Raw genomic sequence first — 24175 nt, forward strand, 5'->3', positions numbered from 1 at the left:
GCTACTGCACCACATCAGGCATTAGGTGTTTATTCCCTCTCCCCTCGCGGGAGAGGGCTAGGGAGAGGGGGTAAGACTGTGCAGTCAAAGTTCGAAGAAATGCACCCCTGGCTCCATCTGCTGATGAAGTATGCGGATTACAAAAATATCGCGTTCACGTTGGCGATAAAAAATGGCGTGTTTCCGATGATCAAGCCGCCTGACAGTGGCGGCGATTTCAGGGCACTCGTAACCCATCAATGGTGACTCTGACAACAACTTCAACGTTCTATCCAAATCGTCAGTATAAGCATTCGCCTGATGATCCCCGAAGTTGAGCAGAGTGTATTCGTAGATGCCTGCAAAGTCTTCAGCCGCCAGGTTCGAGAGCTTATACATCGTGCTGCTGTTTCACCCGAGCGGCAATGTCATGCAGAGAAAGGTTACTTTCGCCACTTTGCTCGCCAGCTTCGACCGCTTGCTTTAACGCTGCCAACTGATTTTCCTGGCGCTCAAGCAACCGCAAGGCTGAACGAACCACCTCACTGGTTGAGCCGTACCTCCCAGACTCAATCAGCTTTCCCACAAATTCATCTAGCGGAGCCCCGATAGTCACACTTGTCGTTCTGGCCATGGAAGCACCTCTTCTTCTGTGTTAATAGTTAACACAAGTGTAGCGGTGCAAAATCCGATCAACAAGCCGGAATTTTCTCGTTTCGCAGATCACTGTGGGTGTGCTCCCCCTCTCCCCGGCCCTCTCCCACCAGGGGAGAGGGAGCAAACATCCGATGCCCGGGCATCTGCAGCAGCCCCTCGCCCTTGGCGGAAGAGGGTATGGGCGGTCCGGCGTATCGGAGAGGGGGCTACTCAGACTTGGCTGCTGGGGTAGATTTCAATGCATCATATATCACCGCCAGCACAGCATCCGTCTGCATCAGTACTTCATGATTCCAGAATCTCAGCACCCGAAACCCTTGCGCGTGCAGCCAGGCGTCTCGTTTTTTGTCACTCAGCGAATCATTGTGCTGGCCACCATCGGCTTCAACGATCACCCGTGAACCGAAATGAACGAAATCAACGATGTAAGGGCCTAACGGCTGCTGCCGGCGGAAGCGTTTGCCGTTGAGGCGGTAGGCTCGCAGGTGGTACCAGAGGAGTTGTTCGGCATCCGTCATGTTTTGGCGGAGGTGTTTAGCGAAGTTGGTTTTGTCCATGCGGCCATCCCTGGCTGTGTTGGTGTGTGACTGCCCCCCTCTCCCCAACCCCTCTCCCGCCAGGGGCGAGGGGCTACTGCGCTGGCTCGGGCACTGGGTGTTTACCCTCCCCGCTCCCGATGGGACGAGGGCCTACTGCACTGCTAAAGGCACTGGGTGTTTGTGTTTGCTCCCCTCGCCCCTGGCGGGAGAGGGGCTGGGGGAGAGGGGGTATGACGTGGCGGCCCGCAGGGCCAACACCATTCGTCAACTGCCAGGGGAGTGGGGCATGACGCAGCGTACGCACGCCAACATCCCTATCAAATATAAGGAACCAACGACTCCCCATACAAGTGCAGCTCTTCCAGAATCTGCAGTTTCTGCGGGGTCAGCGCGGGGTCGCTGGCGAGGCGCTGCAGCTCCTGGCCGAAGGCCTCTAACGACCGCCAGCCTTTTTTCGGGGTCATCAGGCGTTGGCTGCGGAAAGTTTCCCAGCGCTCGGCTTCTTCGCTGCTGAGGGTGTGGGGGTAGTTGCGGGCGCGGTAGCGGAACAGCAGTTCGGGGAGGCGTTCGTCGTTGAAGCGCACGTCCTGTTCACCCAGGGTGTCGACCGGTTGCTGCAACACCCAGTTCAAAGTGTCCCGATCGGTTTTGCTGATAAAGCCGCCGGCGTAGAGCTGCTCGTCCGGGTCGGTCAGGTCGCTGTCCCGGGGCTGGTCGAAGGCGGCGGCGATGCGGGCGGCCAGGTCGGGGGCGCTTTTCAGCCGGGCCAGGTTGTGGCGCAGGGTGTCGCCGTGCAGCTCCAGTTCCGCCAGGCGCTCGGGGGTGAGCGTGGTGAGCATGGTGGCCGGGGCCAGCACCGGGCACTTGTTGAGCTGCACGCCTTTTAACGGAAAGCGGCTGACGCCCTCCTCCAGGTCGGCCTGGCGGGTGAACACCCGGGCGTGAATTTGTTCGGGCGTGGCCGTAAGCAGCTCGCCGGGGTCTTCCCGCAGGTCGTAGACGATCACCAGGTTTTTATTGGTGGGGTGCTCGGCCACCGGGGCCACCAGCGCACTGCAACCGCGGGTGGCCGGGTATTTGGCGGAGACGTGGAACACCGGCTTCATGTTCACGGTATCGAGCATCTGACGGGCCGAATGCTTGTCTTTCTGCTGCAGCACAAAATCAAACAGCTTGGGCTGTTTGTCTTTGATCAGCTTGGCCAGCGCAATGGTGGCTTTCACATCGGAGAGCGCATCGTGGGCGCTTTCGTGGGCGATGCCGTTGGCGGCGGTCAGCTCTTCCAGTTTGAAGCTGGGGCTGCCGTCGGCTTTTTTCGGCCACACGATGCCCTCCGGGCGCAGCGCGTAGGTGAGACGCACCATGTCGATGATATCCCAGCGGGAGTTGCCGTTCTGCCACTCCCGCCCGTAAGGGTCCCGCAGGTTGCGGTACAGGGTGTGCCGGGTGACTTCATCATCAAAGCGCAGGTTGTTGTAACCGACCACACAGGTGCCGGGCTGGCTGAAGGCGTCGTTGATCTGGGCGATGAACTCGGCTTCCGGAAAGCCGTCGGCCAGGGCTTTTTGCGGGGTGATGCCGGTGATCAGACAGGCTTCGGGGGATGGCAGGTAGTCGTCACTGGGCTGGCAGTAGATCACCAGAGGGTCGTCGATGATGTTCAGATCCAGATCGGTGCGTACCCCCGCAAACTGGGACGGCCGATCGTGCACCGGATCGACCCCGAAGGTCTCGTAATCATGCCAGTAAAATGAGCGCATCAAGGCAAACAGCTCCCGCAATAGAAATTGGTATCTGCCCGCCAGTCTAGCAGAATTCCGCCCTGCACTGGGCTCAGGCCTGCACCGTGACCACCGCGTTGCGCCCCTGCGCCTTGCCCCGGTACATGGCCGCGTCGGAACGGCGGACCCCGGCACTCAGGCTTTCACCGGGCTGCAACTGGCTGACCCCGACACTGACCGTCAATTGTATGGGCTGGCCGGTGAGCGCCTGCCAGTCGGTGGCCATAATGGCACGGCGCAGCCGCTCCCCGCTGACAGCGGCACTGTCGCTGCCGGTGTCCGGCAAGGCCACCAGGAACTCTTCCCCGCCCCAGCGGGCGATCAGATCCTGTTTGCGCAACTGTTGGCGCAACACCCCGGCCACCCCGCGCAACACCTGGTCGCCGACCTCGTGGCCGTAGGTGTCGTTGATCGCCTTGAAACGGTCCACATCCAGCAACAGGAAACTCAGCGGGCACCGGCGGCGCTCGGCCAGGGACACAGCTTTTTCCACCTGCTCGGTCATGTGGCGGCGGTTCAGCAAGCCGGTGAGCGGATCGGTGGCCGCGAATCGGCGCAGCCGCTCCTGGGTCCGGGCCACCAGCCCCAGGTAGAAAAACGACAAATAGGCGAACAACCCGAACACCACGGTGAGGTTGAACAGGAACACCGATTTGAGGGCCGTCGGGGAAATGGGCTGCAGGGGCTCGATGAACCACATCAACACCAGCAGGGCCACGTAACAGCCCCACAACAGCGACAACCCGGCCACGGCCTTGACACGGGAGGTGGTGACACAGAGCGCGGGGATAAAAATCAGCAGATAATAGTGAAAACCGCTGTCCCAACCCAGGGCCACAATGCCGACTGCGGCGTGGACCGTGACCTCGATCCAGAACAGCGCCGCCGCCAGTTTGTTCCTGCGGTATTTGAAGGCGTAGTAGGCGCCGATGTACATGGCCACGCTGACGACGTTAATCCAGGCCAGCAACGGCGAATCCAGCAGGTAAAAAATGATGAACAAGCCGACGTCGATCGCCGCGGCCAACACACAGCCACGCATGGCGACTTGCCAGAATTGCGGACGGCGTTGGTTGGACTGCATATGAGCATCCCTGTTCGTGGGTCCAATAAAAAAGCCGGTCCGACCCAAGGGTCACCGGCTTTTTGTACAATCTGCTTGGTTAACGGGTACCACTCAGCTTTGCAGCCAGCTCTGTACCGCGTCTTTCCCGTGCTCTGCCCGCCACTCGTTCAAGACCTTGTGGTTACCACCGCGGGTTTCGACCACTTCGCCGGTGTGCGGGTTCTTGTATACGCGCAACGGGCGACGGGGACGAGTAGAGGCGGCCGCTTCGGTGCTGGCGTTCGCAATGGACGGATCAATCGCTTTCAATACCTGCAGCACGTCTTTGGCGGACTTGTTATATTCCTTCATCATTGCGCGTACTTCGTCTTCAAACTTGAGCTGCTGTTGCAGAGTCTGATCCTGCTCAAGTGCACGCAATTCTTCGGAGAGCTTTTCCATAAGCTGCTTCTTCTGGTAGTAATCGTTAATCTTCGCCATGGAGATAAACCCTTGTGGTTAAATTTAACTCAATTGTACCCCGAATTCGCGCAAATAATATAACACCCGAAACACCTTGGCAAAGATATATCCCACATATATGCGTTTTAATGCCATTATAATCGTAAATCGGCCGTCCCTAATGGCAAAATACCCTTCAGATCAAACAGCACCCCATTGTCTTTAAGCATTTCCCGAAATGATTCCGGTTGCATTGCCTTATACTGCCGATGGGCCACCGCAATCACCACCGCGTCATATTGGCCGGGTTCCGGTTCCGCCAGTAATTCAATGCCATATTCATAACGCGCCTGCGCCGGATCCGCCCAACAATCGCTGATGTCGACTTCACACCCGAACTCTTCGAGTTCCGCCACCACATCCACAATGCGGGTGTTGCGTAAATCCGGGCAATTCTCCTTAAACGCCAACCCCATGATCAGTACCCGCGCCCCGGCAATGGCCTGCCCGGTCTTGATCATCGCCTTCACCAGCGCCGCTGCGGCGTACGGGCCCATGTTGTCGTTGACCCGCCGGCCAGCGAGGATGACCTCCGGGTGATAGCCCACCGCCTGAGCTTTATGGGTCAGGTAATAGGGATCCACACCGATACAGTGGCCGCCCACCAGACCGGGCCGGAAGGGCAGAAAGTTCCATTTGGTGGCCGCCGCCGCCAGCACTTCGTGGGTATCGATACCCAGGCGGGCAAAAATCATCGACAACTCATTCATTAAGGCAATGTTTAAATCCCGCTGGGTGTTCTCGATGACTTTGGCCGCCTCCGCCACTTTAATGGAACTGGTTTTATGGGTACCGGCGGTAATAATACCCGCATACAAGGCGTCGATTTCGTCGGCAATGGCCGATGTGGACCCGGAGGTGACTTTTTTGATGTTGGTGATGCGGTGGTCTTTATCGCCCGGGTTAATGCGCTCCGGGCTGTAACCGGCATAAAAGTCCTGATTAAAAACCAGCCCGGACCCCCGTTCCAACACCGGCACGCATACTTCTTCGGTGGCGCCGGGGAATACCGTGGATTCATAAATGACCAGATCTCCCGGTGCTAATACCCGGGCAATGGTTTCACTGGCCTTGATCAGGGAAGTTAAATCGGGGGATTTGAATTCATCAATGGGGGTGGGCACGGTGACAATGTATATCTGGCAGTCCCGAATGCCTTCCAGGGAATCGGTGAACGACAAATGTTGCGCCCGTTGTAATTCCCCGGCCGACACCTCGAGAGTGACATCGATGCCGTCGTGCAATTCATTAATGCGTTTGCTGCTGATATCAAACCCGACCACCGCCCGCTGCTCGCCGAAGGCGGCGGCCAACGGCAAGCCGACATAACCCAGACCAATTACCGCGACTTTTTTCATTGCCAATGTCCTTTTGGGATGACCACCTGCGTTGCCGGCAGGGTCGATTGCAACCGCCGTGCAAAGGCGGCCTTGGCGGTATCGTCGCCGTGGACGACGCGGATCTCCTGCGGCGGGGTGGCCATGCCCTGCACAAACGCCAGCAAATCCGATTGCCCGGCGTGGGCCGAATAACCCCCCACCTGATGGACCCGGGCACGGATGGGGTGGCGTTCGCCCTCCAGCTCCACCCAACCGCCACCCGGGCCATAAGTCAGTATAGCCCGCCCCGGCGTGCCCGCTGCCTGATAGCCCACAAACAACACGTCATTGCGTGGCTCGCCCAGCAGTGCTTTCAGGTAATTCACCACCCGGCCCCCGGCGCACATGCCAGAGCCCGCCAGCACCACACAGGGACGGTGGGAACGGGCCAGGTGTTCGACCGCCTTTAAATGGTCGTCGTGGTCATCAATCACCGTCAGCTGCTCAAACGACAGCGGGTGACGGCCGGCACTCAGGCGCGCCTGCGCCTCGTCGTCCCAGAAGGGTTTCAGTTGCCGGTAGATGCGGGTGAAATTGGCCGCCAGGGGCGAGTCCACCACGATGTCCAGATCCCGCCAGGTCAGCCCGCGGCTGACCGCCTGGTCGCCAAACTCGTGAATCAGGCTTTCGATTTCATAGAGCAGATCCTGCGTACGACCGATGCTGAACGCCGGGATCAGCACCGTACCGCCGTCGGCGAGGGCGTTTTCCAGAATGGCCTTGAGCCGGTAGCGCCGCGCCGCCCGTCCTTCGTGGTCCCGGTCCCCGTAGGTGCTCTCAATCACCAGCCGGTCGGCCCGTTCCGGCGATACCGGCGGCGGCAATAGCGGCGCATGGGGTGCCCCCAGATCGCCGCTGAACAACACCCGCTGCTCGTCATCACCAACGCGGGCGTCGCACTCCACATAAGCCGAACCGAGAATATGGCCGGCCCGCTGCAGGCGCACCGACAGCGAGGCGTGGCTGCCGCCGGTGGTGCGTGCAGTAACGACAGGGTGCCATTGGTTATAAGGCAGGGGAACCAGACGGGAACGAATCAGCCCCAAGACCCGCTCGATCAAGGGGCGATCTCGGGTGAAGCCGATTTTGAGAGCGTCTTCCAGAATCTCCGGAAGCAGAATCGCGGAAGGTTGCGAGCAGAGTATCGGGCCAGCAAAGCCCGCCGCCAGCAAGTAAGGAATGCGGCCCACGTGGTCGATGTGCACGTGGGTGACTACCAGCGCCCGGATATGCGCAATGGGAAAGTCGACCGCCAGCTCTGCCGCCGACGCCCTCCCGGCCGCCTCCTGGCCTTGAAACAGGCCGCAGTCCACCAGGATGCCAGCGTCGCCGACGGTCAGTTCATGGCAGGAACCGGTGACGCCCTTCACGGCGCCGTGGTGCTTGATAGTGATCATGGTGCGTCCTTGTTGATCATTTTGTGCGTCCTTGCACAGGGTAGATCGGGGGCGGAGGGAAGTCAGTTCTTGGGATCCCCCCTCTTCCCCGACCCCTCTCCCACGGGGGGAGAGGGGAGTAAACATTCAACGCTGAGGCAATCCAGTCAGCCGCTCGCCCCCGGCGGGAGAGGGGGTTAGAATGTGCAAGCCCGTGAGGCGCGAGGAGGGCCGCACCATTGGGGACCGGCTTCAGCCTGTTCCTAGCCCAGTGTTAGGCCGATATTCGTTTGGCGTGACCGGCGCTGGGTTCCGCGTCATGCCCCTCAATGAACTGAGCAAACTCCTCCCCCAGTTCCGGGTGTCTCAGGCCGTAGGTGACAAACGTCTGCATGTAGCCCTGTTTATTGCCACAATCGTGGGAACGACCCTGAATCTGGAACGCCTCCACAACCTCCTGATCCATCAACATGCCGATGGCATCGGTCAGCTGGACTTCCCCACCCGCACCGACCGGGGTTTGCTCCAGAAGCTCCCAGATCGCGCCCGACAGGACGTAACGCCCCACCACCGCCAGATTCGACGGAGCCTGATCAACCGGCGGCTTCTCCACTATCGCCGTCATCGGCTGCGATTCACCCGCACCCAACGTGACCTCGCCAATATCCACCACGCCATAGCTGGAGACTTTGTCCTGGGGGACCGGCTCGACCATGATCTGACTGTTAGCGGATTCCGCATACCGGGCAATCATCGCCGCCAGGTTCTCGGTGTGCAGATCAGACATAGCGTCATCAATCAACACATCCGGCAGCACCACCGCGAACGGCTCATTACCCACCGCCGGGCGGGCGCAGGCAATGGCATGCCCCAATCCCCTCGCTTCACCCTGACGCACGTGCAGCAAGGTCACGTCGCTGGGACAAATGGACTGCACCTCATCCAGCAGCTGCCGCTTTACTCGCTTTTCCAGCATCGATTCCAGCTCAAAACTGGTGTCGAAATGGTTCTCTATCGAGTTTTTACTGGCGTGGGTCACCAATACAATCTCTTTAATGCCCGCCGCGATGCATTCGTTGACCACGTATTGAATGAGCGGTTTATCCACTATGGGCAGCATCTCTTTGGGGATGGCTTTGGTGGCTGGCAACATGCGCGTACCGAGACCGGCGACAGGTATCACCGCTTTACGAATTGGAGTCATCAAACAACCTTACTTGAATGGAGAATAATTACCGGTAGCGGAGGCAGGCTTCACCCTGCCCCAAACGTTTATACCGTTAGCCGCGTCACATTGCTGGCGGTGGCCTGTAGCTGGCTGCCGGATTCGGTGCACCACACCAGGTCGGCGGTATCGCCATTGGGCGTGTACCCGGTGGGCGCTTCCTTGAGGAGCTGGATGATGCGGGAGCAATCAAACGCCCGGCTGGCGGCGCTCAGGTTCTGCAGCATCAACTCCACCTCCGGCCAGGCCATGGACACCTCCCGGGCCATCATGATTCTTGGGTGGGCGGTGCCTTGCGGGTCGTCGCCAATCAGCAACTCTTCAAACAGTTTTTCTCCGGGGCGCAAGCCGGTAAACACCACTTCAATGTCGCCGTCCGGGCGATCGGCGGTTTTTTCCGTAAGCCCCATCAGATTGATCATCTTGCGGGCCAGATCGGCAATCTTGACCGGCTCCCCCATGTCGAGCACAAACACCTCACCGTCCCGGCCCATGCTGCCCGCCTGCAGCACCAGCTGACTGGCCTCGGGGATGGTCATGAAGTAGCGGATGATGTCCGGGTGGGTAACCGTGACCGGCCCGCCGTCGCGAATCTGATCGCGGAACAGGGGCACCACCGACCCGGAGGAACCCAGCACGTTGCCGAAACGCACCATGGAAAACGCCGTATCCTGCTGGCGCTGAGCCAGCCCCTGCAGCACCAGTTCCGCCAGCCGTTTACTGGCCCCCATCACGTTGGTCGGGCGCACGGCTTTGTCGGTGGATACGAGCACAAACCGCTCCACCCCTGCCGCAATCGCCGCCTCGGCGGTGTGCCAGGTGCCAAACACGTTGTTCTGCACCCCCTCAATCACGTTGTGCTCCACCAGTGGCACGTGCTTGTAGGCGGCGGCGTGGTACACCGTTTGCACCCCAAACGCCCGCATCACCGTCTCACAGCGGCGCCGGTGGGATACCGAACCCAGCAACGGGTGAATGGTGACCCCGAGCTCTTCGACCTGGTTGATGGTGGCCAGTTCTTTCTCGATGGAATAGAGCGCAAACTCGGAGCGTTCAAACAGCACCAGGTTACTGGGCTTCTGGCGAATGATCTGCCGGCAGAGTTCCGAACCAATGGAGCCGCCGGCCCCGGTGACCATCACCGATTTCTGATACAGACTCTGTGCGACCACCGCCGAATTGGGGCGGACGGGGTCACGGCCCAACAGGTCTTCCAGTTCCAGATCGCGGATGTCGTTGATGCGCGCCTGGCCGGCCATGAGCTCGGCCATCGAGGGCACGGTTTGCACCGGTAACCCCAGCTTCTCAAGTTGTTGCAGCAAGCGCCGGCGGTCCACATTGGCGTCCGCATCCAAGGCCAACAGCAGACGCTTGACCTGATGGCGCTCCACCACTTCTTGCAGATGATCCAAGGAAAACGCCGGCAACCCGGCAATCACCGCCCGGTGGTTGGCCGGAATCAACGAAATAAACACCGCCGGATGGTACTCCGTACCCTGTTGCAGCGCCTGCGCCAGCTGAGTCCCGGTTTCCCCGGCCCCCACAATGGCGACGTACTCTTTTCCCCGCGCCGACGACCGATTGACCAGCATGCGCACACTCATGCGGCTGCCGCCAACAAAAATAAACGCCAGCGCCGCGTAGATAAGCGGCACCGAACGGGGCACCGGCACGTGCAGGCTGTAGCCCAGTACAATCAACAGCACGGCCGAAACCGCCACGCCGGTAATGATGGTGACAAACGCCTGATCGCTCATGTAACGCACCACCGCGCGGTACAAGCCCAGGCGCACGAACACACCCAGGGTGAACACCACGGTGAGCGCAGAGATCAGCAATTCGCCCTTGTTGGGCACCCAAAAACTCTGCTCCAGGCGGAGAGCGAAGGCGGCCCAGAGTGCAAAGAACAGCGCCACGCTATCTACGCACACGGAAATGATGCGCTTGTTTAAGCGGGAGAGTTTTAGGAAGGAATCGAACAAAACGGCCTCCGGCCAGTGGTTATTATTACAACAATCCAGTATTGGAGCCTGCTAATCGCTACCAAAAAGATCCCGAGTATAGACCTTGTCTACCACATCCTGAAGGTCCGCATGGTGACGGTTGGCAACAATCACATCGGACAGCTGTTTAAACTCCGCCAGGTCGGTCAGCACCCGGGAGTTATAAAAGTGCTCGGCCTCCAGTTCTGGCTCATACACTACCACTTCAATGCCCTTTGCTTTTAAACGTTTCATCACACCCTGTATAGCCGACGCCCTGAAATTATCAGACCCTGACTTCATCACCAGTCGGTATACACCCACCACCTGCGGTTTACGTGCCAGGATGTCATCGGCGATGAAATCTTTGCGGGTGCGGTTGGCATCCACAATGGCTTTGATCAGGTTGTTGGGCACCTCCTCGTAGTTGGCCAGCAATTGCTTAGTGTCTTTGGGCAAGCAATAGCCGCCATAACCGAATGAGGGATTGTTGTAATGGTCGCCAATGCGCGGGTCCAGACCCACACCTTCAATAACCTGGCGGGTGTCCAAACCGTGGCGGACGGCGTAGCTATCCAGCTCGTTGAAGTAAGCCACACGCATTGCAAGATAGGTGTTGGAAAACAGTTTGATGGCTTCCGCTTCGGTGCTGTCGGTGAACAACACGGGCACATCCTCCCGGATGGCGCCCTGCTGTAGCAGGCTGGCGAACACCTCGGCCCGTTCGGAACGCTCACCCACAATAATACGCGACGGATACAGGTTGTCGTGCAGCGCCTTACCTTCGCGCAGAAACTCCGGCGAGAAAATAATGTTACTGGTTTTAAAGCGCTCGCACACCTCACGGGTATAGCCCACAGGCACCGTCGATTTAATCACCATTACTGCTTGCGGGTTAATGTCCAGGACATCCTGAATCACAGACTCAACCGTTTGAGTGTCAAAGTAGTTGGTTTTGGGGTCGTAGTCTGTGGGTGTAGCGATGACAACATAAACTGCACCTTGATAGGCCTGCTCTTTATTAAGAGTGGCGGTAAAGTTCAGGTCTTTGTTGGCCAGGTAGTCGGAGATTTCCGCATCTTCAATCGAGCTTATCCGATCGTTCAGAAAGCCCACTCTCTCTGGGTCGATATCCAGCGCGACCACTTGATTGCTTTGCGCTAACAATACCGCATTAGACAGGCCCACATATCCTGTACCTACGACCGCTATTTTCATCAGTCAAACACCATAACTTTGAACAGCTTTAACACCGCTCGATTAAAACAACTGAATAAAACCTCTACATCCCGAAAAGTATCATGCTCTGGAATGACTAAGATTCAGGCGAGATTCAAGTATTATTGCGAGTTGCGTTCATCATAATTTCTGTCAGCACTCGGCAAGTTTTTTCCATTTCACCGGTTGTTAACGTGGGGTGCACCAAGAACATCAGGCTGGTGACGCCCAGTTCTTTAGCGACTGGTAGCGATACCTTCGGCCGCCACTCGGTGTCATCAAAGGCTTTTTCCAAATAAACTTCTGAGCAAGACCCCGAGAAACACGGCACTCCAGCTTCAACAATCGCATTCTGGATACGATCCCGGCTCCAACCTTCGGCCAGTTTGTTCGTATCGACAAAGACATAGCACTTATAAGCGGCGTGCTCGATGGTCTCTGGAACAGCAGGCACTCGTAAACCAGGTAACGTTTTCGCGCAGTCCCAGAGCATGCTGGCATTATGTTGGCGAGCCTCTCGCCATTGCGCCATGCGGGCAAGCTGAATGCGGCCGATCGCGCCCTGCATCTCGGTCATCCGCCAGTTGGTACCAAAGCTTTCGTGCAACCAGCGGAAACCGGCGGGGTGCTCACGCTCGTAGACCGCATCCCAACTTTTACCATGGTCTTTAAACGACCACATTCGCGACCATAACTCTTTGTCGTTACACGTCACCATGCCACCTTCACCACCGGTGGTCATGATCTTGTCCTGACAGAACGACCAAGCTCCGGCGTGACCGATGCCACCTACGGAGCGCCCTTTATAACGTGCTCCATGGGCCTGGGCGCAGTCTTCAATCACAAACAGATTGTGCTGCTCGGCCAGCTCCATAATTGGATCCATATCGCAGGGCCAGCCCGCCAGATGCACGCACATCACCGCGCGGGTTTTGTCGGTCATCACCGCCGCAATGCTTTCGGCGGTGACGTTCTGGGAGTCACGATCCACGTCGGCAAACACCGGCACCGCACCGGCCAACACTATGCTGGACGCTGAGGCCAAAAAGGTGCGCGAGGTCACAATCACCTCGTCACCAGCGCCAATACCCAGCCCCTGTATAATCAGATCCAGAGCGACCGTGCCATTCGCCACGGCAATGGCGTACTCACTGTCAGAAAAGGTAGCGAATTCCTTTTCAAACTCTCGGCATTCCTTACCGGTCCAGTAGTTCACTTTGTTGGAAAGCAGCACGCGGGAAACAGCATCGGCTTCTTCCTGGGTGAAGGACGGCCAAGGGGAAAAGGGGGTGTTTAGCATCACTTCGTCCTTAAACGATGAAAGAGTGCAAGCGCGATCAGAAATTAACGAGAAAACGGGCGGGCAGGGTTTCCGACAACGGTTACGCCGGGGGGAACATCTTTGGTTACTACGGCGCCCATTCCAACTATTGCTCCCTTACCAATCACCAGAGGCTTCCCAGGGGCTCCCTGCTTAATAACCGCACCGGTGCCGATGTAGGCGTGATCTTCGATATGAACGTTACCGTTACAACGCACACTCGGCGCAAAGGTCACATAGTCCCCAATCACACAATCATGCGCCACATAACTGTAAATATTGGCGTGAAAGTGCTTACCGATTTTGATGTTCGAGGTAAGCTGCGTGAAGTGACATAAAATGGCGCCCTTACCCACATCTACCGAATCGAGAACCACTACGTTATCGGCCTCAACACTAAGCACTTCAAGGTTATCTTTTGCGCACTTAGCTTCCAAAGCCTCTCTAACCTGGCTGTTTGCGATCGCAAAAACCACAAACCTCTTATTCGCATCGAGCTGCAAAAAATCTTCATACCGAAGAACCGGATACTGGTTTAACTCTCTCTCGTCGGAGCCGTCATCCACGAAAACCAATTTTAGATTATTATACTGACTTTCTAACTGCTCTCTTACCAAGGGAAGTACTTCACGCCCAAAGCCACTGGCGCCATAAACTCCAACTAAGCAATCAGTCATATTTACCTCTACTGGCCCCTTCAAATCGTGACATGGTCACCTCACCCTCACCACTGATCCCATCTCTCACCAGAACTTTTTTAACAGTTAGAATCAGTATCTTGATATCAATCCACAAGCTGCGATTGTCCACATACCACACATCCAGTTTGAACTTTTCTTCCCAGGAAATGGCGTTACGTCCGTTAACCTGCGCCCACCCCGTTATACCTGGACGAACCTCATGACGGCGATACTGCTCTTTGGAGTACAGCGGAAGGTATTCCATCAGTAACGGCCTTGGGCCGACCAGGCTCATATCACCTTTCAACACGTTCCAAAGGCCGGGTAACTCATCCAAGCTGGTGGAGCGCAAAAAACGGCCAAAGGGCGTGATCCGTTCAGAATCCGACAACGGCTTTCCGCTTTCATCGTAGGCATCGCACATGGTGCGGAATTTCACCAATTCGAACGGGTTCCCATGGAGGCCTGGGCGAATTTGGCGGAAGAGTACGGGGGAGCCAAGTTTGCGGCGGACTTGCCAGGCAACAATGAGAATGACCGGCGATAGCAGTAACAGACCGAAAGTGGCAGCAATGATGTCGAGGAGCCTCTTAAGCATAATTTATTTCACCGTTCATAGAACCCGGAACCGTTATATGCCGAAGCTCCTTTGCAAAATATGGAATATACAGCTTTTCGCGCATTCCTGAGCGCATCATATAATTCTCGTCCCCACGCTTCTCAAGCGAAAAAAAACACTTTACTAGAGCAGCGTGATTCGCCGGGCAAACCACCCCAATCTGCAACTGCTCCACCCACCGGGCAACACTCGTGTCTTCGCCGCACACTGCCAACACCCCAGCGCCCGATAAGGCATACCCGGAAGACTTACTAGGAAAGGCGTATTTCGTGACTTCATCATCAATCGGTAACAGCGCCCAGCGGTGCTGGTTGACCAGTTCTGCGGCCTCCGTGGCGGGAATAATGCCCAAGTAGTCCACCTGCTCGTAGGTATCTGCCAATGCCTGCACATCCGGCGCATGGACACCACCACCAGCGAAGGTGAAACGCATCTTACCACCTTGTTGCAAGTAATCCCGAATGGCCGCCATTAACAGGGGGATACGCTGCAGGCGGCCGGCGTTACCGCAGAACACGATACCATTGGTGCGCTTTTCCGTCGAAACTGCGGTCACTTCAAATGATGGATTGTCCAGTAGGTGTATTGGGCGTTGAGTGCCGCTGCGCTGTCGGATATAGGACTTCATATCTTCAGAGAGCGTGATAATCGCATCCGCATGGCGCAGTGTGTAATTGTCTGCCCTTTGCAACAATCGGAACAATACCCGGTTTACAGGTACCACAATATTGGCGGCTTCCGGGTGAATATCCTGAAGGTGATAAACATAGCGGGCACCAAATAACCGGCAATAAACCGCCACAATAAACGGAACCACCACCGGCGGGTTGGTGGATACGTACACATTCTCTGGCCTGGCGCGCAACAGACTGATGAAGGTCCACAGCATGAAGAACACGGCTTCAGCAATGCGTTTTATCACACCACTGGCTGAGGTGGTGTAAGACTTACAGGCTCGAACCTGAACGTCTTTACCCCGCCCTTTGCTCTCCAAAAGGCCTGAAAGGTCACCATCGGCCTGGGTAATCACACACACGGAATGGTGCTCGGCCACCTGCTCCGCAAACTGCAACAACCCCTCGCCAATTACCTGACTTTGAGGCCAAAAACTCCGATTAACAATCACCAAACCCGTTTTTTTACGCGCCATAGGGGCTATGCTGCCTTAATACTGCTTCCAAACCGTCTGCATCACATAATCCCGATAACTGTGGATTATCCGCACAACCTTATCCGCCACGTTCGGCATACTGTAGTCTTCCACCAACCGCATGGAGCGTTCATCGCCCCTGCTCTGATTATCAAGAATGGCCAAACCCTGCAGTACGCGTTCAGTTTTCAGGCCCACCATCATAGCGGCAGTTTCTTCCATGCCTTCGGGGCGTTCGTGGGCTTCGCGAATGTTCAGAGCGGGGAAGTTGAGGATAGAGGCTTCTTCACTTATCGTACCGCTGTCCGACAACACCGCTTTGGCGCTCAGTTGCAGCTTGTTGTAATCTTTGAAACCCAGGGGCTTCAGCAGACGCACGTTCTGGTGGAACTGCACCCCCATGGCATCCACCCGCTTTTGGGTTCTGGGGTGGGTGGAGACAATCACCGGGTAGCCGTACTGCTCCGCCACTGCGTTCAGGGTGTCGACCAAAGCCAGGAAGTTCCTGCCGGAATCCACGTTCTCTTCCCGGTGGGCACTGACCACGAAGAACTGCTTCTCCTTCAGGCCCAGGCGCTCCAGAACATCGGAAGCGTCAATGCCGTCACGGAAGTAGTTCAGCACTTCAAACATCGGGCTGCCGGTTTTGATCACACGGTCGGGCGGCAGGCCTTCGCGCAACAAGTAATCGCGGGCGATGGTGCTGTAGGTGAGGTTGATATCCGCCGTGTGATCCACAATGCGACGGTTGATCTCTTCCGGTACGCGCATATCGAAGCAGCGGTTGCCGGCTTCCATATGGAAGGTCGGTATTTTGCGGCGCTTCGCGGGAATCACCGCCATGCAACTGTTAGTATCGCCCAGTACCAGCAGAACTTCAGGCTGAACTTCTGCCAGCACTTTATCAACCGCGACAATCACGTTACCAATGGTTTCTGCTCCCGTAGCACCGGCGGCGCTCAAGAAGTGATCCGGTTTGCGAATGCCCAGATCCTGGAAGAAAATTTCATTCAGCTCGAAATCGTAGTTCTGGCCGGTGTGCACCAGAATGTGCTCGCAATAATCATCCAGCTTAGCCATTACGCGGGAAAGGCGGATGATCTCGGGACGAGTGCCTACAACCGTCATTACCTTAAGTTTTTTCATAGTAAGAACTGTACTCAGTTATCTGTTGACTGAAACGTAGGAACAACCCTGCGAATTATAGGGGGCAGGCAAATGTGTCTGGATTTTTCCGTTCAAAAATCTCGTTGGCCCAGAGCATAACCACCATTTCGCCGTCACCGATATTGGTGATGTCATGGGTCCAGCCTGGCACCGTTTCTACGATCTTCGCTTCCGTTCCATCGGTAACCAATTCATACTCTTCACCGGTTTGAATCTGGCGAAACTTGAATCGAGCTTGCCCCTTGATTACCAGAAACTTTTCGGTTTTGGAGTGATGGTAATGTCCGCCGCGGGTAATTCCAGGATGCGCGGTAAAGTAAGAAAACTGACCACAGTCCGGCGTCTTAAGCATTTCAACAAACACGCCCCGGGCATCGCCGTGCATGGGTACGCTATAGGCGAACTCTTCCGGCGGTAAAAAGCTGACGTAGGTCGAATGAAGCGCCCTGATCAGCCCTTGCCCTACCCGCTCGGTGACTAACGATTCCCGACTCGCTTTAAAGGCACGTATGGTGTCAGCCAATGCACCCACAGTGATTTTATATTGCGGCTGCACCTGCTCAAAACCTTCAGCAACCGGATTCGGCTGAGCACCGTCCAGGAGCTGTAGAAAACGGTTCACGACATCATCGATGTAAACTAACGTGACTTCTGCATCCGGGTTATTAACCTGAATAGGCTTGTCCCGGGCGATGTTATAACAGAAAGTTGCTACCACAGAATTATAGTCAGGACGTGACCACTTCCCAAACACGTTAGGCAAGCGGAAGATGTACAGCGGAAACCCGGCTTCACTTGCGGTTTTTTGCGCGGCAACTTCACCTTTGCGCTTGCTGATCCCATAATCATTTTCAACTGCAGCTTGAGTAGACGAAGCAACGACTAAGGGTACTTTCTCCCCGGTTTCCCGAACCCTCGCCGCTAAAAGCTGACTGATCTTTACTGTCAGATCGGTATTGCCCTCTTTAAACTCGCTCACATTTTGTGGGCGATTCACCCCTGCTAAATGAAACACAAAGTTCGCTTTACGTAACGCTGTCTGAAGCTCATCATCCGATGACTCACGAGTGACCAACGAGACCTCAACACCCTCTTTTTCGGATAAGTGCTGTCGCAAGTTTCTGCCAATAAAACCGTTTGCGCCTGTAATGACTACGTGCATAACTATCAATCCTGAGGTTGTGCGTCTTCGCCTCTGACGATGGCCTGAATGAAATCCAGCTTCATTAAAAGCTGCTGCATGCCGGCTTTATCCAATCTAGTGGTGTTGTGGGAATTGTAATCGACGGCATCTGAAATCTTCTGCTCGCCCTGCTCAACATACTTGCCGTAGTTCAAGTCCCGCAGGTCGGGCGGCACCCGGTAGTAGCCTTCAAGGTTCTCGGCGGCCACCATTTCTTCCCGGCTGAGCAAGGCTTCAAAAAGTTTCTCACCGTGACGGGTACCGATCACGCGAATTTCATGCTCTGGTACGCCCATTAAATCAGTCAGTGCGTGAGCCAGCGTCTCGATCGTTGCAGCGGGAGCTTTCTGAACATAGATTTCACCTGGCTGACCATGCTCAAAGGCATACAGAACCAGATCGACCGCATCGTCCAGCGTCATCATGAAGCGAGTCATATCCGGATCAGTAATAGTGATCGGCTGTCTTGCCTTGATCTGCTCAACAAACAGGGGGATCACTGAACCGCGGGATGCCATCACGTTTCCATAGCGTGTGGCACAGATGACTGTACCGTTACTGGAACGGGATTTGGCAACCACGACTTTTTCCATCATCGCCTTGGAAATCCCCATGGCATTGATGGGGTACACCGCTTTATCAGTACTCAGACATACAACCCGTTTCACACCACAGGATATAGCCGCTTCCAGAACGTTCTCAGTACCGAGAACATTCGTTTTTACTGCTTCCATCGGATGAAACTCACACGATGGTACCTGCTTTAGGGCCGCAGCGTGATAGACATAGTCGACACCGCGCATTGCACTCAATACGGATTGGTAATCACGCACATCACCAATGTAAAACTTGAGTTTCGGATTGTTATAGCGCTTACGCATGTCATCCTGTTTTTTCTCATCCCGGCTGAAGATGCGGATTTCTTCGATGTCGGTATCCAAAAAGCGATTAAGAACGGCGTTGCCGAAGGAGCCGGTGCCACCGGTGATTAACAGGGTCTTCTTCTTGAAAGGCATATCGGGTGGTCCTTAGTTCTTTTCGTAGGCGTATTTAAACAGGGCGATGTTAGCTTTTATGGCGTCACGCTGGGAGAATTTGTTTTTGGCCCAAGCGAGCACTCGCTGGCGCATTTGATGGTGCTCATCTGCGCACATGGTAGCCAGCTCATCCAGCACTGCGCTGAATGAGTCTGGGCTGTTGAGGGGGAGATCCCAGCCTATGCCTTGTTCTTGGAGGTTTCGCCAGGGGGTGGTGTTTGCAATCAAAGTGGGTAGACCGGCACAAAGTGCTTCTGCAATCACATGTCCGTAGTTTTCGCCCTTAGTCGGGAAGAAGAATACATCGTATTTCTCAAGATATTTAACCACATCATCAGGGGTCAACGAGCCTCTGTGATGAACCTGTATATGTGGAGGCAAACCGGCAATCACTTTATCACATTGCTGCCAATACTCTTCGTCTTCGACAGGGCCGTAGATATCGTAAACTAGGGGATGTTGAACCTGTTGCAGCATTTCAAGGGCTCCCAACAGGTTCTTCTTCGGGGAGATACGTGAAACAAATACAGCCTTCAGAGGCCCAGTAGCTCGAGACGGAAGCTGTTCTGCATACTCCTGAGCCCCGATATTTTCCGCAACCTGAACATCAACGTGCTGGCCTAACGTCCGGCGAATGTCATCCGCTTCGAAATCACTGGACGCCTGAAATACCGTGCCCCGGTGTAAGCCCAGCAGTTTGAACACTCTTATGAAAACCCGCTTCTTACCGGACTTAAGTGACAAGGCACCCTCAGAAAACTCGCCCCGCGGGCCAAGCACCACCCTCTGTCGGAGGGCCTTAGCCATCAGCAGAGGTAAAAAAGAAAAACGCGGAGAGAAAAAGCTGTTTAGATAAACCAGATCGTAATCTTTAACGCGCAGCTGTCGGGCTATTTGAGCGTAACCGGTTTTGCCTGATTGAGCGTAGAACACCGAGGCATTACCTACCTGATTCCAAGTCCCGCGGCTTACCGAGGTGTAGGGAGAAGTATCACCCAGATCCCTGTCGCTAGTGATGAGTTTGAAGGTTATTTCATCCCCTACCTGATCAAAAAGGTTTTTGATGGTTTTTATGGGGCCGCCGCCTTTGTAGCCGGGGAGGTAAAAACCTGTAAACACCAGAACTCTAACAGTTTGTTTACTCAAACTCATTAATCCCGCATAAATTCAACTCAAAAGGTTAAATATCGCCTAACCTTGCTAATCTTAAGACAAACCCTGTGACGCCTTTCCAATCCCACATAAGGAATATGCGCTCCCTGCTTCTGAGAAGCGCTATCATGATTACCGAGAAATAATTTAAACACCGACAAACACACCATAGCATTGGTTGTGTATTTAAAACTGTAGTCACCAGCACTAACCCTGACGACGTAATATTTTTAAATGAACAAATAATCACTTTGAACCCACTACTTGAAATGCCGACTGAAACACCAGAGCCTTACAAGCAGCACGATAGAATCAAGATATGCAAATAGACAAAGTTCGAAACGAATCATACAAAACCATCGCCATGCAAAACAATTGAGCTTACATAAAAATATGACTTAAAAACAAAATAAAAAAGCATCAACAAAACAAATGGGCTCGCCATCTTCCTGTAAACAATAAAAAAATAAAAAGCAAATGAAACTGCCATGACATTAACTCTAGACCCTCCCAGTACAATCACAAAGGGTAAGAACAAAAGAACTCCCCAGACTCGAAAATCCCATCTGCGAAAAACCAAAAACACAAGAACAAACAAAGCAAAAACATTCACAACATCAAAAAACTTTAAGCCATCACCATAATATATGTAAATCTTATCGTATACCTTTCCGGCCACAGAAAACAAAACTGGAAAAACAAAAATTATTAATAAAAACAAAAACCACAAGAACATTTTGCCAATCTTTTTCGATCGCAAGATATTAATACACTCATTCGAAACAATCTTAAAAAAAATGACTACCAAGAACGCCAGCATTTGAAAATGAGACAGAACAGAAAACGAAGACAGTGCATATCTGAAGAAGCCAGTGTAAGAAAGTGACCAAACAATAAACAAATAACCAATTTTTAGTCTTTCAGCACTAGTCATCAAAACCAAAAAATAATAACCAAAAACAAGAAGTAAAAATGAATACCAAGGGCACTTATATTTACGACACAGATTAAAAACACCAAGAATCAATAGCACATTAAGCGCAGATACGTAAACATTCTTTGGAATACCTATTTTTGCTCCGAACCAAAGAATGCTTAAAGAAACTGGCTCGCTAGCGCCAAGCATCGCAGTTCCAAGATGAACGACTTTAGAAATATCTATCTCACTTGCGGCCATATAATACTGATGATAATAATACTGATCACCATTCACATAACAACCAAGCAAATAGCATGACCAAATATAAGCAAATATAGAAATCAGAAAACGCGAGAACTCATGATAAACAATCAAAAACAATCACCTGAACTTAAAGCCGCCCGTATCAACTACAGCTCGCCCTATTATTGAGCATATCAGATGCGTACGGGGTTGGCTCTATTATTAAATTTACGATCTCTATTCCAGCCAGTCAAGCGGCTCTTAGCCGCCATTACGCCTCAAGGTATATCTTGCATTTAGTTTAAACACTGCAGTGTGAGCCACGCGCCTGTCAAACCTCTGTGTTTAATTAAGTGAGATAACCAAAAGGAGTGGGTGTTTTTTCGAATGATTTTGGCATTCCCCATCAAACATCAATGCCGAATCCCGGCCCTATGAACTCACTCACCGCCTCACGCTTTAGCTAGCCCTAAAAAATCGCGACAACATCTACATATAGCTCTAACTATTTGTCCCATTGAAAACATTAACAAAAAGCTTACTCCAACTATAATTCCCAAACAAATACTCTTGACGCTTGACTGTTTTCTTCTTTAAGTCCATCACCTTTGACTCGAGAACCTCAACGATATTTGACATGTCATCATTAATAACAAAGCCAACTTCTTGAAACTCTCTAGGCAACCCACTGAAATTATTAACCAAGGCAAACCCCGGATAACAGTTAACAGAGAAAAATTTTGACGGAAAGAAAAACCGCTCATCTATACCATCACTAAAACGAAAACATACATTAAAATCGCTCTGCATCATTTCTTGATGAATCACGTCCTTATTTGCGTAACCACGATACGTAACATTTGGTAAGGACTGGGCTATTTCGGCTACGTACTGTTTCAGTCCTCCCTTGCCATACACTATTAGCTCATAATTATCAGGGATTACCTTCCATGCATCAAGCAACTTACAAATACCATTATGCTTTTCGAGCGCACCCGCAAACACTATGGTCAATTTTCGATCACTACTACTGACAATAGAGTTAGCCGAAGTCGTTGCTTTGCACTTACCACCTTGACTTTCAAATGGACGATCATACTCCATCGCCCCAGGAAAAACATAATAGCTATTTTCTTTTAAAGCGAGCTCAAAAGCCAAAGGTTCGGTCACAGGAACTGCGACTTTATAAAAACGAACAAGCTTTGACGCGACCCGATCATGTAACCGATCAAAATACTTAAATAACTCTCCACTACGATGATCCTGGATAATAATAGTAGTATGAGACTTAGTGAGAATCGAAGCGAAAACAACGAAAACATTAACAAAAAAGTAACTATTATATTGAACAACCTTACCAGGTCGTTGCATCAATATTGTAAAGAAACAATATATTGCAAAAACAAAATCTCGAACAAAAGCCACATTGATTGTAATTGGATAGATCGCGTAACTGTCTTGAGCCCGACGGAATATAAACCTTCCTTTTGGCCAAGATTTTGCCGGTCTTTGTGCCACGGCGTTCACTTCAGCGTTAGATATGCACTTTAGACTGGTTACAATTCTTCTTTGGACAGAATCACCTGCTGCAGATGCTCCGACCTGAACATCTTCAGAGTTACTAAAGTGGCCTATAAACAAAACCTTCACAAACAATCACCTCATTTGTCATCGAACACCCGCGGCCTCGTTAGCAAAAACGAAACTCAAACGATTGAAAGAGCCTTATAAAGAAAAACACCTAGGGACGGTCTGAATCTTCGTTTTTTGCTGGTTAAATCTATGATCACCAAAAATAGCGGTTATTCATACCTTCCCTAGTGTTTACTTCGTCGAAGAAGATCCCAGCAGAATATAGCAGCTCGGCCATCTAAAGCAGCCAACAATATAAAAACCTTAGACTTCAGCGGGGTACATGTTGATAGAATCAATCTAAACCACACTCGTCTAATGTGGCTACACACTTTCTTCAGGTATTCCTGCTCATAACTAGTCAGAGGCGCGCGAAGAACTACCAGCAAAGCGACAATGAAGTAGCTTTCAAGATAGCACAACCTCCGCAATCCCACCCGGTTTTTTTCCCGCTTCATATCTTGTCGCATATATTCTGGAATCAGCAAACAAGTAAGCCTTTTAGAGTTTGCACCTTGAGAGTTGATACTGGAGGTATTATCCCGATAGTAATAAAGATTCTCTGAACACAAGGAGATCAGTCTGCAGGACTTTAGGATTCTATAATTAAACTCAAAATCCTCAAAAAAATGAATATCTTCTTTAAGACTGATCTCTTGAACTACTTCCCTTTTATACAAATAAGCCCACAACGATGTTGGAAACTTAAGTTCCAGCAACAGCCCTAGTGCCTCTTGATTTGTTACCACCCCATCTTTTTTGGTCTGTCTTTCATGATCATTGTTTATGGTATAACTTGAGAGAACAGCACACTGAGATAAATCTTTCGACAACAAACCAACCAACTTCTCATATAGATCTCTTTTTACGGTGTCATCACTATCAACAAATCCGACATACATCCCTCGCGCGGCAGCGATACCATCGTTTCTTGCTGCAGAAACACCTGCATTTTCCTTATCGATGACTCTTACTCGTTCATCACGCTCTTCGAAGGCCTTACAGATCTTTAAAGATTCATCATCCGACCCATCATTTATGAGTATAAGCTCAATATTTTTATACGACTGCTCAAGTATCGACGTTATACACTCTTCTAGATAATTTTCAGAATTATATACTGGCACAATGATACTAACTAAGCCTTTCAATTATTTACCCCACGTACGACTTTGCATTTTAATCGAAGTTATTAGGCCTGCTTATGCAATTACAAGACAACAATCTACGGCAGCTAGCTATAACGTTGCTCATGACTTCCATCACACGGGTCCGAAAACACACATATTAGCGTCCTGTTCCCCGGGCCGCTATTTAAAGCTTAAGCGAAGACCTTTTGATATTTCCGAAAGTTTTTCCTAGAATTAAG

22 protein-coding genes are annotated in these 24175 nt (G+C 52.9%); all 22 read right to left on the bottom strand.

The genetic code is table 11. The features are described from left to right. Nucleotides 1-84: 84 nt before the first annotated feature. The 22 genes from BG841_RS00770 to BG841_RS16380 all read right to left on the bottom strand — a co-directional run bounded on the left by BG841_RS00770 (nucleotide 85) and on the right by BG841_RS16380 (nucleotide 23957). Nucleotides 85-378 carry a type II toxin-antitoxin system RelE/ParE family toxin gene (locus BG841_RS00770; RefSeq protein ID WP_070055916.1) on the bottom strand — a complete coding sequence of 98 codons (294 nt, stop codon included), beginning with the start codon at nucleotides 376-378 and terminating at the stop codon, nucleotides 85-87. Continuing rightward, nucleotides 371-613 (bottom strand): type II toxin-antitoxin system ParD family antitoxin, encoded by a 243-nt coding sequence (locus BG841_RS00775; RefSeq protein WP_070055917.1) that lies wholly within the window; start codon nucleotides 611-613, stop codon nucleotides 371-373. Before BG841_RS00775 ends, BG841_RS00770 begins: the two co-directional genes overlap by 8 nt. Nucleotides 614-842: 229 nt before the next feature. Beyond that, on the bottom strand, nucleotides 843-1193 hold the full coding sequence (locus BG841_RS00780; RefSeq protein ID WP_070055918.1) for an endonuclease domain-containing protein: 351 nt from the start codon (nucleotides 1191-1193) through the stop codon (nucleotides 843-845). A 299-nt stretch (nucleotides 1194-1492) separates the two neighbouring features. Beyond that, nucleotides 1493-2938: an exodeoxyribonuclease I gene (gene sbcB / locus BG841_RS00785; RefSeq protein WP_070058624.1), complete on the bottom strand. Its 1446-nt coding sequence runs from the start codon at nucleotides 2936-2938 to the stop codon at nucleotides 1493-1495. Nucleotides 2939-3008: 70 nt separating this feature from the next. Then, complete coding sequence (locus tag BG841_RS00790) at nucleotides 3009-4040, bottom strand: GGDEF domain-containing protein (RefSeq protein WP_070055919.1); 1032 nt, start codon at nucleotides 4038-4040, stop codon at nucleotides 3009-3011. 93 nt (nucleotides 4041-4133) lie between these two features. After that, nucleotides 4134-4502 (bottom strand): histone-like nucleoid-structuring protein, MvaT/MvaU family, encoded by a 369-nt coding sequence (locus BG841_RS00795; protein WP_070055920.1) that lies wholly within the window; start codon nucleotides 4500-4502, stop codon nucleotides 4134-4136. 116 nt (nucleotides 4503-4618) lie between these two features. Then, entirely contained in the window at nucleotides 4619-5881 is a 1263-nt protein-coding gene (gene tviB, locus BG841_RS00800) for a Vi polysaccharide biosynthesis UDP-N-acetylglucosamine C-6 dehydrogenase TviB (protein WP_070055921.1), read from the bottom strand. Continuing rightward, nucleotides 5878-7299, bottom strand: a complete 1422-nt coding sequence (locus BG841_RS00805; RefSeq protein WP_070055922.1) for an MBL fold metallo-hydrolase RNA specificity domain-containing protein — start codon at nucleotides 7297-7299, stop codon at nucleotides 5878-5880. The genes tviB and BG841_RS00805 overlap by 4 nt, the downstream gene beginning before the upstream one ends. A 253-nt stretch (nucleotides 7300-7552) precedes the next feature. Beyond that, entirely contained in the window at nucleotides 7553-8482 is a 930-nt protein-coding gene (gene galU, locus BG841_RS00810; protein WP_070055923.1) for a UTP--glucose-1-phosphate uridylyltransferase GalU, read from the bottom strand. 68 nt (nucleotides 8483-8550) lie between these two features. Further along, nucleotides 8551-10485, bottom strand: a complete 1935-nt coding sequence (locus tag BG841_RS00815) for a nucleoside-diphosphate sugar epimerase/dehydratase (protein ID WP_070055924.1) — start codon at nucleotides 10483-10485, stop codon at nucleotides 8551-8553. 51 nt (nucleotides 10486-10536) lie between these two features. Beyond that, the gene (locus tag BG841_RS00820) at nucleotides 10537-11703 is read right to left on the bottom strand and encodes a nucleotide sugar dehydrogenase (RefSeq protein ID WP_070055925.1); all 1167 of its coding nucleotides are present in this window, start codon (nucleotides 11701-11703) and stop codon (nucleotides 10537-10539) included. Nucleotides 11704-11818: 115 nt separating this feature from the next. Beyond that, nucleotides 11819-13003, bottom strand: a complete 1185-nt coding sequence (locus BG841_RS00825) for a DegT/DnrJ/EryC1/StrS family aminotransferase (RefSeq protein WP_070055926.1) — start codon at nucleotides 13001-13003, stop codon at nucleotides 11819-11821. Nucleotides 13004-13047: 44 nt separating this feature from the next. Next, nucleotides 13048-13701 (bottom strand): acetyltransferase, encoded by a 654-nt coding sequence (locus BG841_RS00830; protein WP_070055927.1) that lies wholly within the window; start codon nucleotides 13699-13701, stop codon nucleotides 13048-13050. Next, complete coding sequence (locus tag BG841_RS00835; protein ID WP_070055928.1) at nucleotides 13694-14302, bottom strand: sugar transferase; 609 nt, start codon at nucleotides 14300-14302, stop codon at nucleotides 13694-13696. Before BG841_RS00835 ends, BG841_RS00830 begins: the two co-directional genes overlap by 8 nt. Further along, entirely contained in the window at nucleotides 14295-15473 is a 1179-nt protein-coding gene (locus BG841_RS00840; RefSeq protein WP_070055929.1) for a glycosyltransferase family 4 protein, read from the bottom strand. Before BG841_RS00840 ends, BG841_RS00835 begins: the two co-directional genes overlap by 8 nt. 15 nt (nucleotides 15474-15488) lie before the next feature. Then, on the bottom strand, nucleotides 15489-16619 hold the full coding sequence (wecB, locus tag BG841_RS00845) for a non-hydrolyzing UDP-N-acetylglucosamine 2-epimerase (RefSeq protein WP_070055930.1): 1131 nt from the start codon (nucleotides 16617-16619) through the stop codon (nucleotides 15489-15491). A gap of 55 nt (nucleotides 16620-16674) precedes the next feature. Then, nucleotides 16675-17802 carry a UDP-2-acetamido-2,6-beta-L-arabino-hexul-4-ose reductase gene (gene wbjC / locus BG841_RS00850; protein WP_070055931.1) on the bottom strand — a complete coding sequence of 376 codons (1128 nt, stop codon included), beginning with the start codon at nucleotides 17800-17802 and terminating at the stop codon, nucleotides 16675-16677. Nucleotides 17803-17807: 5 nt separating this feature from the next. Further along, the gene (locus tag BG841_RS00855; RefSeq protein ID WP_070055932.1) at nucleotides 17808-18839 is read right to left on the bottom strand and encodes a polysaccharide biosynthesis protein; all 1032 of its coding nucleotides are present in this window, start codon (nucleotides 18837-18839) and stop codon (nucleotides 17808-17810) included. A gap of 12 nt (nucleotides 18840-18851) precedes the next feature. Further along, nucleotides 18852-20006, bottom strand: coding sequence for a glycosyltransferase family 4 protein (locus tag BG841_RS00860; protein ID WP_198929144.1), 1155 nt, complete (start codon nucleotides 20004-20006; stop codon nucleotides 18852-18854). 352 nt (nucleotides 20007-20358) lie between these two features. Beyond that, nucleotides 20359-21306: a hypothetical protein gene (locus tag BG841_RS16780; protein ID WP_158007584.1), complete on the bottom strand. Its 948-nt coding sequence runs from the start codon at nucleotides 21304-21306 to the stop codon at nucleotides 20359-20361. Between the two features lie 369 nt (nucleotides 21307-21675). Beyond that, complete coding sequence (locus BG841_RS16785; RefSeq protein WP_141737041.1) at nucleotides 21676-22824, bottom strand: glycosyltransferase family 4 protein; 1149 nt, start codon at nucleotides 22822-22824, stop codon at nucleotides 21676-21678. Nucleotides 22825-22991: 167 nt separating this feature from the next. Continuing rightward, a complete protein-coding gene (locus BG841_RS16380; RefSeq protein ID WP_074454268.1) occupies nucleotides 22992-23957 on the bottom strand; it encodes a glycosyltransferase family 2 protein in 966 nt (321 codons plus the stop codon). Between the last annotated feature and the right edge of the window lie 218 nt (nucleotides 23958-24175).

Origin of the sequence: Marinobacter sp. X15-166B (genome assembly GCF_001752365.1) — a bacterium.
Lineage (GTDB): Bacteria > Pseudomonadota > Gammaproteobacteria > Pseudomonadales > Oleiphilaceae > Marinobacter.